The 11139-nt window shown below is 68.9% G+C and carries 10 protein-coding genes; 5 read left to right on the plus strand and 5 right to left on the minus strand.

What is annotated here, in order from left to right:
- Window positions 1-238: 238 nt before the first annotated feature.
- Genes PKH97_RS04570 through iolC form a run of 4 tightly spaced genes read right to left on the minus strand, consistent with a single transcriptional unit; the run spans window position 239 to window position 4006 of the window.
- Window positions 239-1243, minus strand: a complete 1005-nt coding sequence (locus PKH97_RS04570) for a Gfo/Idh/MocA family oxidoreductase (RefSeq protein WP_324386225.1) — start codon at window positions 1241-1243, stop codon at window positions 239-241.
- A 26-nt stretch (window positions 1244-1269) separates the two neighbouring features.
- On the minus strand, window positions 1270-2169 hold the full coding sequence (gene iolB, locus PKH97_RS04575; protein ID WP_324386226.1) for a 5-deoxy-glucuronate isomerase: 900 nt from the start codon (window positions 2167-2169) through the stop codon (window positions 1270-1272).
- Window positions 2169-3044 (minus strand): deoxyribose-phosphate aldolase, encoded by an 876-nt coding sequence (locus tag PKH97_RS04580; protein ID WP_324386227.1) that lies wholly within the window; start codon window positions 3042-3044, stop codon window positions 2169-2171. The genes iolB and PKH97_RS04580 overlap by 1 nt, the downstream gene beginning before the upstream one ends.
- The gene (gene iolC, locus PKH97_RS04585; RefSeq protein ID WP_324386228.1) at window positions 3041-4006 is read right to left on the minus strand and encodes a 5-dehydro-2-deoxygluconokinase; all 966 of its coding nucleotides are present in this window, start codon (window positions 4004-4006) and stop codon (window positions 3041-3043) included. The genes PKH97_RS04580 and iolC overlap by 4 nt, the downstream gene beginning before the upstream one ends.
- A gap of 95 nt (window positions 4007-4101) precedes the next feature.
- Here iolC and PKH97_RS04590 point away from each other — a divergent pair, with 95 nt between their 5' ends.
- Complete coding sequence (locus PKH97_RS04590; RefSeq protein WP_324386229.1) at window positions 4102-4839, plus strand: GntR family transcriptional regulator; 738 nt, start codon at window positions 4102-4104, stop codon at window positions 4837-4839.
- 67 nt (window positions 4840-4906) lie between these two features.
- Here PKH97_RS04590 and PKH97_RS04595 read toward each other — a convergent pair whose 3' ends face one another.
- A complete protein-coding gene (locus PKH97_RS04595; protein ID WP_324386230.1) occupies window positions 4907-6406 on the minus strand; it encodes a CoA-acylating methylmalonate-semialdehyde dehydrogenase in 1500 nt (499 codons plus the stop codon).
- Between the two features lie 159 nt (window positions 6407-6565).
- Between PKH97_RS04595 and PKH97_RS04600 the strand changes: the two genes are divergently transcribed.
- From PKH97_RS04600 to PKH97_RS04615, 4 genes are all read left to right on the plus strand, one after another.
- Complete coding sequence (locus tag PKH97_RS04600; protein WP_324386231.1) at window positions 6566-7645, plus strand: transaldolase family protein; 1080 nt, start codon at window positions 6566-6568, stop codon at window positions 7643-7645.
- A 57-nt stretch (window positions 7646-7702) separates the two neighbouring features.
- Window positions 7703-9616, plus strand: a complete 1914-nt coding sequence (gene iolD, locus PKH97_RS04605; protein WP_324386232.1) for a 3D-(3,5/4)-trihydroxycyclohexane-1,2-dione acylhydrolase (decyclizing) — start codon at window positions 7703-7705, stop codon at window positions 9614-9616.
- Between the two features lie 54 nt (window positions 9617-9670).
- Entirely contained in the window at window positions 9671-10519 is an 849-nt protein-coding gene (locus PKH97_RS04610) for a shikimate dehydrogenase (RefSeq protein WP_324386233.1), read from the plus strand.
- A 343-nt stretch (window positions 10520-10862) separates the two neighbouring features.
- Window positions 10863-11139, plus strand: a 277-nt coding sequence (locus tag PKH97_RS04615) for a winged helix-turn-helix domain-containing protein (RefSeq protein ID WP_324386234.1), incomplete at its 3' end; no start/stop codon positions are given.

The following is an 11139-nucleotide window of genomic DNA, read 5'->3' on the forward strand; positions in this document are numbered from 1 at the left end:
CCCTCTGGGCTCGCCCAATGGGTCGGTGCCGTATGGACGCTCGCCCGCGGAGCGGACGGCGCCGACTCCGACGCCATCGCCCGCTCCCGAGGTGGCCGAATCCGGATCGAGGTCGACCCCGCGCAACGCGTGGAGTTGGACGGGGATGCGTTCGACGAGGCGCACCATGGAGACCACGATCGACCCCGGCGCACTGATCGTGCGAGTGCCCCGCTGCGAGTAGCCCCGCCCGCAAGGACTAATCCGGGATACCGACCTGAGCACGGATGGTGTCCATCACGCGCAGCAGGCGGATCGAGTCGGCCAGGGGGCGGATGGGCGAGGCGGTCTCGCCGGCGGCGAGATGACGTGCGACGGCGGCAGCCTGGAAGTGCAGCCCGCCCTCGTGTGCCGCCTTCGGCTCGTCATACCGAAGGCGCTCGCCACTGCGTGTGGTGAGCGTGAAGCCGCCCGGCTGGTAGAACGGCCCGTCGACGACCACCGTGTGATTGAGGCCGGCGAAGGTCGCCGTCGTCGGGGTCTCACCGACGATCGACGTATGCAGCGCCCCCACCCCGCCGCGCTCGCCCTGCATCGCGATCGCGAGTTGCCCGTTGATGCCATTGGGCGCGGGTGCGCCGTATGCCGTGACCGAGATCGGGTCACCGAGCGCCCACATCGCGATGGAGAGCGGATAGGTGCCCATATCGAAGAGCGGCCCGCCGGCGAGCGCGGGGTCGAAGATGCGGTGATCCGGCGTGAAGTGCTCGCCCATGTCGGCGAGCACGGCGTCGACGGCCAGGTCCGGCAGGAGTTGCGCGAGCACGTCGTACTTGGGCAGGAAGAGCGTCCAGAACGCCTCCATGCAGAAAACTCCCGCTGCTGCAGCGTGATTCGCGATGTCCTGCGCCTCAGCCTCGCTCACCGCGATCGGCTTCTCGATGAGCACATGCTTGCCGGCGGCCATCGCGAGCAGTGCGTGCTCGTGGTGGTAGTTGTGGGGCGTCGCGATGTAGACGATGTCGACATCCGGATCGGCGACCAGCGCGTCGTACGAGCCGTATGCCGTGTCCGCTCCAACCGCTCGCCCGAAGCGGTCCGCGCTCTCCTGCGACCGGGAGCCGACGGCATACACACGCTGAGTGGTGTTGCGCCGCAAGGCAGTCGTGAACTTCTCGGCGATCCATCCGGTCCCGAGGATCCCCCATCGCAGCGACGGGGCAGTGCGCGGGTCGGGCGTCCGGGCGGTGGGGAGGGTGAGCATCCTTCTCCTTCGGTCGCGAACTCGGGTCAGGTCAGCCGGGGGTCGGCCGGCTGCGTCGCCCAAGTCTCACGCACCCACGCGTGGGCCGGGTCGTCGCAGATCAGCCAGGCTCGCTCGGGCCCGGGGCCGGCCATCACATTGAGGTAGTAGAGATCCGCATCCGGAGCGGCGACGGCCGGGCCGTGCCAGCCGTGCGGGACGAGCACGACATCGTCGGTGCGCACCTCGGCGAGGACGTCGATGGGTCGATCCGCGGCGCCATAAACCCGTTGGTAGCCAATGGGATCGGTGCCACGCGCCTCGGTGGACCGGGTCTGGAAGTAGTAGATCTCCTCCAGCTCCGACTCCACCCCCGGCCGCTCGGTGTCGTGCTTGTGCGGCGGCCAGGAGCTCCAGTTGCCGGCGAGGGTGATGACCTCGCACGCGATCATCCGATTGGCGTCGAGCACGCCCGGCACTCCGAAATTGCGCACTTGGCGCGAGGCGATTCCCGCACCACGCAACTCGACGGGCACCTCGCTCGCGGGCAGGTGCCGGAATGGCGGCGCGGGCGCTGCGGTCGCGTCGGCGGCCAGACAGATCGCGATGCGGGCCGGTCCGGTGCCGGTCAGCGTCAGGATGCTCCCCGTCGGCACGTATGCCGCGTCGCTGGCCCCGGCCCACACCGACTCGCGTCCGGCGAGCTCGGCCTGATCGACGACTCCCGCCCGCTCGGCTCGGACGTGCACGCCACCAGCGAGCGGGATGACAATCGCCTCCCGCGCACCGAGGTCGATCACGCGCTCCTCACCGGCGGCCAGCGTCGCGATCAAGAGCCCGGTGTGCGCCCATCCCGGTATGCCGTCGGTGATGTCGACATCCCACCCCGTCCCGGTTGCGGTGCCGGCGAGCCGGACCCAGTCGGCGTTGTCTTCTCCGGTGCTCATCAGATCGCTCCATGGACGAGGTCGGCGGCGATGTCGACGGCGGCGGCGACATCGTCATCGGGGGGATAGAGGAGGGCACGGCCGACGACGAGACCGGCCGCGGGCGGGATGGCGAGGGCGGCGGCCCAGCTGGCATACGTGGTGTCCGCGTGCCCGGCCGGGTCGCCGCCGAGCAGCAGGGTCGGCAGCGTGGTGGCGGCCAGGACGCGCTCCATCTCGCCGACCACCGGCAGCTTGAGCCAGGTGTAGGCGCTCGTGGCGCCCAAGGCCGCAGCGATGGCAATGGACCGGATGACGGAGTCGGGGTCGAGCAGGTTCTCCACGCGGTGCCGGTCGCGCCGCTCGCTCAGGAAGGGTTCTACGAGCGCAAGCTTGCCGGCGGCCGCGAGCGCGGTCACGGCCGCTCCACTCGCTTCGAGCGTCGCCGCCGAGCCGGGGTCGTCGAGAGCGACGCGGGTCAGCATCTTTCCGCCGTCAAGATTGTGGGTGACGATGGTGGTGACGTCATAGGCGGTGAAGCGGTCGTCGAGTTCGAAGGATGACCCTTGGAGCCCGCCTCGGTTCATGGACCCGATGACCTGCTTGCCGTCGAGCAGCCCGACGAGCAAGAGGTCCTCGAGGATGTCCGGCGTGGCGAGCACCCCATCGACACCGGGACGTGCGAGCGCGATAGCCAAGCGCCGCAACAGATCCCGCCGGTCGGCCATGCGGGGCTCACCGCGCACCGTGAGCGCGCCGCGCGCGGGGTGGTCGGCGGCGATCAGCAGCAAGCGGCCATCGCTCGGCCGGGGTGCCCGCTGCCGGGTGCGCCAGGCATTCGGGATGCACTCGGGATCGATGATGCGTCGCCGCGTAAGGTCCGCGATATCGATCATCCGGACACCGCCGCCATCAGGGCACGCACGTCCGCCTCGGTCGGCATCGCGGACGCGCACTCCAGACGTCCGGCGACGAAAGCGCCTGCGGCACTGGCGAATCGGAGTGTGTCGCGCAAGGACCATCCCATCAGCAGACCGTGGCACACCGCCCCGCCGAAGGCATCGCCGGCGCCCAGCCCGTTGACGACGGTGACCGCGGTGGGCTCGACGACGACGCGCTCCTCGGCAGTCGCCGCGAGCACGCCGCGCGGTCCTTGTTTGACGATGGCCAGGTCGATCCCCCGATCGAGCAGTGCGTCGGCGGCCCGGTCCGGATCGGTCTCACCGACCGCGACGCGGCACTCCTGGAGATTCCCGATCGCCACCGTGCTCGCGGCGAGCGCCGCTTGCGCGGCCCGCGTCGCCTCCTCCTCGGTCCGCCAGAAGACCGACCGGTAGTCCAGGTCGATGACCGTATGCCGCCCCTCACCCCCGGCGGCTTCCCGCAGCTCCCAGGCGGTCGCGTGGGCGGTGCGGCTCGGCTCCGCGGACAGGCCGGTCAGGGTGGTCCAGAAGAGTCGGCTCTCGGCGACGGCGACAGGCGGGATCTCGCCCGGGCCGACCCGCAGGTCCGGCGCCGTCGGGTAGCGGTAGAAGTAGAGCGGGAAGTCGTCCGGCGGGAAGAGTTCGCAGAAGGTCACCGGCGTGGGCAGCCCGGGGTCCGTGGTCACCAGGTCCGCATCGACCCCCAGCTCGGTCAGCGAGCGGCGGACGAAGGCCCCGAAGGGGTCGGCACCGACCCGGGAGATCAGTGCTGACGAATGCCCATAGCGGGCCGCCGCCACCGCGACATTTCCCGCGCTGCCGCCGAGGAATTTGCCGAAGGTCGTCACGTCCTCGAGCCCGACGCCCGACTGCAGCGGGTAGAGGTCCACGCCGACCCGGCCGAGCGCGAGGACCTCGAAGGAGCGGAGCGTCATACGGCCATCCTCCCGAGCCGGCGCGTGACTGTCAATCTTTGTTAGGACATTTGGTTGTTCGGCTCTTGTGCTATCAGTGACATAGGCTCCGCTATGTGAAGCCGATCGCCGTCAGCATCGACCGGACCAGCCCGGTGCCGCTCTACCACCAGCTTGCCGAGCAGCTGACCGCCGCCATCGCGAGCGGCCAGCTCGGCCCGGGCGACGCCTTCGAGAACGAACTCGCCCTCGCCGACCGGCTCGCGCTCTCCCGACCGACGGTGCGCCGGGCCATCGCCGAGCTCGTCGCGCGGGGCCTGCTCGTGCGCCGGCGCGGCGTGGGCACGACGGTTGCCAGCCAGGTCATCCACCGGCGCGACGAACTGACCAGCCTTTATGACGATATGGTCCGCCGCGGCCAGCAGCCCACCACGCGCGTGCTCGGATTCCGTTCTGCGGCAAAGAATCCCGGGGCCGCGGCGGCGCTTGGCCTGCCGCCCGAGACGCCGCTGGTCAGCATCGAGCGGCTCCGGCTCGCCGGTGACGTCCCGACCGCCGTGATGCACAACTGGCTGCCGCCGCGCTTCGCCGATATCAGCGCGGAGGAGGTCGCGAGCGGATCGCTGTATGCCGCCCTCCGCGACCGCGGCGTCCGCCCGGTGATCGCGCACCAGACCATCGGGGCCCGCCGGCCGACCGCCGCCGAGCGCAAGCTGCTCGGGCTCAAGCCGGGCGACCCCTTGCTGACGATGACCCGGCGCGCGTATGACGCGGACGGTGCCGCCGTGGAGTTCGGCGACCACTGCTATCGATACGACCAGTACGCCTTCGACGTCACTGTCCACGACCACTGACCTACACGACCACTGAACTCATCGACGGCGGTCCGCCATTCGTCCATGGCCGCCCGGCCGCCCGGTGCTACTGGTTCTGCGGGAAGCCGAGGTTGAGCCCGCCGTGGCTGGGGTCGAGCCAGCGCGAGGTGACGACCTTGCCGCGGGTGAAGAAGTGCACGCCCTCCATGCCGTGGGCGTGGGAGTCGCCGAAGAGCGAGGCCTTCCAGCCGCCGAAGGAGAAGTAGGCCATTGGGACGGGGATCGGGACGTTGATGCCGACCATGCCGACTTCGACCTCGTTCTGGAAGCGCCGCGCGGCACCGCCGTCATTGGTGAAGATCGCTGTCCCGTTGCCGTAGGGGTTGTCGTTGATCAGCTTCAGGCCCTCGTCGTAGGACGCGACGCGGACCACCGAGAGCACCGGGCCGAAGATCTCGTCGTCGTAGACGGGCATACCGGGGGTGACATTGTCGAAGAGTGTCGGCTTGAGGAAGAAGCCGTCGCCATCCGCGTCGACATCGCCGTCGCGTCCGTCGACGACCAGGGTGGCGCCGGCCTCGGTGCCCTTGTCGAGATAGGAGGCGACCTTGTCGCGGTGCTCGCGAGTGACGAGCGGGCCCATGTCGGTGCCGCGGGTGCCGTCGCCGGTGACGAGCTTGCCCATCCGGTCGGTGATCTTGCTGATCAGGTCGTCGGCCACCGGCTCGACCGCGAGCAGCGCAGAGATCGCCATGCAGCGCTCGCCGGCCGAGCCGAAGCCCGCGTTGACGGCGGCGTCGGCGGCGAGGTCGAGGTCGGCGTCGGGCAGGACGAGCATGTGGTTCTTGGCGCCACCGAGGGCCTGGACGCGCTTGCCATTGGCAGTGCCGCGCTCATACACATATTTGGCGATCGGGGTGGAGCCGACGAAGGACACGGCGCGGACGTCGGGGCTGTCAAGGAGAGCATCGACGGCTTCCTTGTCGCCGTGGACGACATGGAGGACGCCGTCCGGCAGGCCGGCCTCTTTCCACAGTGCCGCAACGGCATTCACGGCCGACGGGTCCTTCTCGGACGGCTTGATGATGACGGCATTGCCGCACGCGATGGCGATCGGCACGAACCACAGCGGCACCATGGCCGGGAAGTTGAAGGGCGAGATGACGGCCACCACGCCGAGGGACTGCCGGATCGAGTAGACATCGACGCGCGTCGAGACATTCTCGGAGAAGCCGCCCTTGAGCAAGTGCGGTATGCCGCAGGCGAACTCGGCGACTTCGAGGCCGCGTGTGACCTCGCCGACGGCGTCGGAGTGCACCTTGCCGTGCTCGGCAGTGATCAGCGCGCCGATCTCCTCCTTCTTGGCATTGAGCAGCTCACGGAACTTGAAGAGCACCTGCGTCCGCTTGGTCAGCGAGGCGTTCTGCCACTCCGACTCCCAGGCCGCCTTGGCCGATGCCGCGACCTCGTCGACGAGAGCTTTGGAGGCCAGGTCGAGCACGCCGGTCTGTGCACCGGTCGCCGGGTTGTAGACGGGCGAGGTGCGCTCGGCGGTCCCGGTCCATTCGGTGCCGGCGATCAGATGGGTGATACGGGTCGGGCTCATGGCGCGCGCACTTTCGTTCCGGAGGACTTTGTTAGGACAAAGTACCATATGTTCGCACCCGCTGTAAGCGCTCCGCCCCTTGCGCGGATAGTCCTATTGTCCTAACATTTAGACAGCACACCGGGTGACGCCCGGCCCTCTCGGCACCAGGAGTTCTCCGTGACCACGACCACGACCACCACCCCGCTCGAGGCCATGACCGCGAGCGAGCCCACCGTGCTGTGGAACGACAGCGCCGACCCGCGCGAGTTGGCGCAGTCGATCGCCTGGGGTGCCGTGGGCGCCACCTGCAACCCGGTGATTGCCGTCAGTTGCGTCAAAGCGGACCTGCCGCGCTGGTCGGACCGGATGGCCCAGATCGCCGCCGAACGCCCGACCGCCTCCGAATCCCAGATCGGCTGGCAAGTCGTGGAGGAGATCTCGCTCGAGGCGGCGGCGATGCTGCTGCCGGCATACGAAAAGTTCGGGGGGCGCAATGGGCGCCTGTCGATGCAGACCGATCCCCGCCTAGCGCGGGACGCGGTGGCGTTAGCCGACCAGGCCGAGGCTTTCAGCCGGGTGGCCCCCAATGTCATCGTCAAGATTCCGGCGACGGCCAAGGGGATCGCGGCGATCGAGGACGCCGTCGCGCGCGGCGTCTCGATCAATGTCACCGTCTCCTTCTCGGTGCCGCAGGCGATTGCCGCAGCCGAGGCAATCGAGCGGGGTATGGCGACGCGCGAGGCTGCCGGACACGATGTCTCGGCCATGGGGCACGTCGTGACCATCATGGTCGGGCGACTGGATGACTGGCTCAAGGACTGCGTCGCGCGCGATGGTGTGGACATCGACCCCACCTACCTGGAGTGGGCCGGTGTCGCGGCCTTCAAGCGGGCCTACGGGATTTTCCAGGAGCGCGGCTTCCGCTCTCGTCTGCTATCCGCGGCCTTCCGCAACACCAAGCATTGGTCGGAATTCGTCGGCGGTGATGTCGTGATCTCCCCGCCGTTCGCGTGGCAGCAACGCATTCAGGACGAGTGCGAGGTCGTGGTCGAGGACCGGATGGCGATCCCCGTCGATCCCGCGATCATCGATGCGCTCTCTGAGCTCCCCGAGTTCCGGCGTGCCTACGACCCCGACGGTATGACGATCGCCGAGTTCGACGGCTTCGGCGCCACCCGCAAGACCATGCGTCAGTTCCTCGGTGCCGATGAGGAGCTCGACCACCTCGTGCGCGACATCCTCGTGCCCGCACCCTGATCGACCGGGCACCATAGCGGCAGACCCAACGCATCCGAGCACGAACGTGAGGCAGGCATGAGCGAGACGATCCGGTTGACCACGGCCCAGGCCATCGTGAAATTCCTTGGGGCGCAATGGTCCGAGCGCGACGGGGTCGAGCAGCGGCTCGTCACCGGGATGTTCGGGATCTTCGGGCACGGCAATGTGTGCGGAGTCGGACAGGCGTTGCTGCAGGACCAGATCTCCTTCGAGGAGTCGGGGGCGCAGGATCCGCTCGCGGCCGGGCACGTGCCCTATTACTTGATTCGCAACGAGCAGAGCGGGGTGCACGCGGCGACCGCCTATGCGCGCACACGCAATCGGCTGCAGGTGATGTCGGTGACGACGTCGATCGGGCCGGGGGCGACGAATATGATCACCGGCGCCGCGCTGGCGACCACCAACCGCATCCCGGTCCTGCTCTTCCCCTCCGACCAGTTCGCCAATCGCATCCCGGATCCCGTTCTGCAACAACTGGAATCGCCGCAGACCCTGGACACCGCGGTGACCGACTGCTTCCGGCCGGTGTCGCGCTTCTTCGACCGGATCAGCCGGCCCGAGCAGCTCATCCCGTCGCTGTTGAACGCGATGCGCGTCCTCACCGACCCGGCCGACACCGGCGCGGTCACCATCGCCGTGCCGCAGGACGTCCAGGCCGAGGCGTATGACTGGCCGCTCGCCTTCTTCCGCAAGCGCGTGTGGCATGTCGGCCGGCCGGTGCCCGAGCCCGCGGCGCTGGCACGTGCGGTCGAGATCATCCGGTCGGCGAAGCGCCCGCTGGTGGTCGCCGGCGGCGGCGTGGTGTATGCCGATGCGTCGGCGCTACTGCGCGAGTTTGCTTCTGCGACAGGGATTCCCGTGGCCGACACTCATGCGGGGAAAGGCGCGATCAACTGGGATCACCCGTCCTCGGTGGGTGCGGTCGGGTCCACCGGGTCGTCGGCGGCGAATGCGCTGGCTCGCTCGGCCGATGTCGTCCTCGGCATCGGGACGCGCTACTCCGACTTCACGACTGCCTCGCACACGATCTTCGCCGACCCGGACGTGCGCTTCGTCAACATCAACACCCTCGGGTTCGACGCGATGAAGCACGGCGCGACCATGGTCGTAGCCGACGCGCGCGCGGCGCTGGAGGGGTTGACGGCGGCGATGTCCGGGTGGCAGGTGGACGCGGCATACCGGCAGGAGGCGATCGACCTCGACGCGGCCTGGCAGCGTGAGGTCGACGCGTGCTACCACCGCGACCACGGGCCCTTGCCCGCACAGACCGAGGTCTTCGGCGCGCTCAACGAGCTGATGGGACCCCAGGATGTCGTCATCAACGCGGCCGGCTCGATGCCCGGTGATCTCCAATGTCTTTGGCGGGCAACGACTCCCGTGCAGTACCACGTGGAGTATGCGTTCTCGTGCATGGGCTACGAGATCCCAGCGGCGATCGGTGCGCGGCTCGCGCTGCCGGGCGGCAACCGCGTCGTCGCGATCGTCGGCGACGGGACCTATCAGATGCTCCCGATGGAGATCGCGACCGCAGTGTCGGAGGGGTTGGACCTGACCCTGGTGCTGCTGCAGAACCACGGGTTCGCCTCGATCGGGGCGCTATCGGAGTCGCGCGGCTCGCAACGGTTCGGCACGAAATACCGGATGCGCAATGCGGCAACTGGCCGGCTCGACGGGGCCGACGTGCCCTTCGACCTCGCGGCCAATGCGGCATCCTGGGGCGCGAATGTGCTGCGCTGCAACGGGATCGCCGACTTCCGCGCGAAGTTCACCGAGACGGCCGACAGCCCCGGAGTGACCGTGCTCTACATCGAGACCGACCTGACCGGCCCCAACCCGCCGGGCACCGCGTGGTGGGACGTGCCGGTCGCGCAGGTGAGCGACCTGGAGTCGACGCGAACGGCATACATCGAGCATGTCGAGGCCAAGAAGGCGCAGCGCTTCTACCTCTGATCGCCCACCGGACGCCGCATTGCGGCGACTCCCGTCCGGTGCTTGAGTTTTCGTATGCCGCGCACCTACCTCGGGATCATCACCGGCTCCTTCTCCACGCCCGCCGCCGACAACCCGACGGTTGTCGCCATGGAGGCCGCGTATCGCCACCATGGCCTCGATGCCCGCTATCTCAACTGCGACATCGGTTCGGAGGAACTCGCGGCCGCCGTGTCCGGGGCCCGGGCCATGGGCTGGGCGGGCTTCAACTGTTCGATCCCGCACAAGCGGACCGTCATCGACCTCATCGACGCGCTCGCGCCTTCGGCCGAGATCATCGGTGCCGTCAACTGCGTGGTGGCGACCGACGATGGGTTGATCGGCCACAACACCGATGGCCAGGGCTTCGTCGCGGCCCTGACGCAGGTGCGGACACCCGAAGGCGCCCACATCGTGGTTCTCGGCACCGGTGGCGCCGCCCGCGCCGTGGCCGTCGAGACGGCATTGGCGGGCGCGGCCTCGATCACCCTCGTGGGACGCAAGGCCGACGAGGCGAGCACGCTGGGTGCCTATGTCACCCAGGCGACCGGTGTGCCGGCATCCGGCAAGGGGTGGGAGGGGGCGTATGCCGTTCCCCCCACCGCCGACATCCTCGTCAATGCGACCAGCGTCGGCTTCGGCGATCCCGACGCGATGGTCGACATTGATGTCGCGAGCCTGCGGCCCGGGCTCATCGCCGCGGACGTCGTGGTCAGTGCGACACCGACGGCGTATGTCCGCGCCGCTCGCGCCGCCGGCGCCACCGCCCTCGACGGGGTCGGGATGATGGTGGGCCAGGCCGCCGTGAACTTCCACCTATGGACCGGCGTCGAGCCCGACCGCGACGTCATGCGCGCGGCCCTGGAGGCCACCCTCGCCGACTGATGAACCCACCACCCCTTTTCGTCGAGAGGCCGGTTCAGCCCCGTCGAGAGGCCGGTTCGGTTCGTCGACGCAAATCCTGGCGCGTGATCACCGAAGTGCCGAAGAGCAAGAGCGACCGCTTCTGGGGTGCTCTCTGGCCCGGCGGCGTCGGCGACCCTATCGAGGACATCGGCAGATCACCCCCGACAGCGCCCGGGGGACGTTCACCGCTGTCGCCATCGCGATCCCTCCGCCCCGGTCCCCTGCCGTTGCCTCCAAAGCAAGTGGCGCAGGTCTCTTCGCCTCGATGCGGAAGCGAATGTCTTGGGGCCCCTCCGATGTGATGCCGACGTGGGACCAGTTCATGGCGACCGTGCTCCGAGCGCTGGCGGATGGCGAGACGCGTTCTCGCCGTTGGTTGTACGACAACGTCGCCGCGGAAGCGGAACTCACCGACGAAGAGCGTGCAAGGATCCTGAAGTCCGGCCAGCCGATGTACGAGAACAGGATCGGTTGGGCCACGTCTCATCTGACTCGGACCGGCGGTCTCGACCGTCCGGCGCGCGGCCAGTACGTCATCACTGACGTCGGACGTCGCCTGCTCGCCGAACACCCTGACGGGATCACCGAGCGTGACACCT

The organism is Nostocoides sp. (assembly GCF_035343835.1).
Lineage (GTDB): Bacteria > Actinomycetota > Actinomycetes > Actinomycetales > Dermatophilaceae > Nostocoides_A > Nostocoides_A vanveenii.

Excerpts from the sequence above, each read along its gene's own strand:
- iolC (WP_324386228.1), bottom strand. The coding sequence starts at position 4,006 with ATGACGCTCCGCTCCTTCGAGGTCCTCGCGCTCGGCCGGGTCGGCGTG.
- PKH97_RS04610 (WP_324386233.1), top strand. The coding sequence starts at position 9,671 with ATGCCGCGCACCTACCTCGGGATCATCACCGGCTCCTTCTCCACGCCC.
- PKH97_RS04580 (WP_324386227.1), bottom strand. The coding sequence starts at position 3,044 with ATGATCGATATCGCGGACCTTACGCGGCGACGCATCATCGATCCCGAG.
- iolB (WP_324386226.1), bottom strand. The coding sequence starts at position 2,169 with ATGAGCACCGGAGAAGACAACGCCGACTGGGTCCGGCTCGCCGGCACC.
- PKH97_RS04595 (WP_324386230.1), bottom strand. The coding sequence starts at position 6,406 with ATGAGCCCGACCCGTATCACCCATCTGATCGCCGGCACCGAATGGACC.
- PKH97_RS04570 (WP_324386225.1), bottom strand. The coding sequence starts at position 1,243 with ATGCTCACCCTCCCCACCGCCCGGACGCCCGACCCGCGCACTGCCCCG.
- iolD (WP_324386232.1), top strand. The coding sequence starts at position 7,703 with ATGAGCGAGACGATCCGGTTGACCACGGCCCAGGCCATCGTGAAATTC.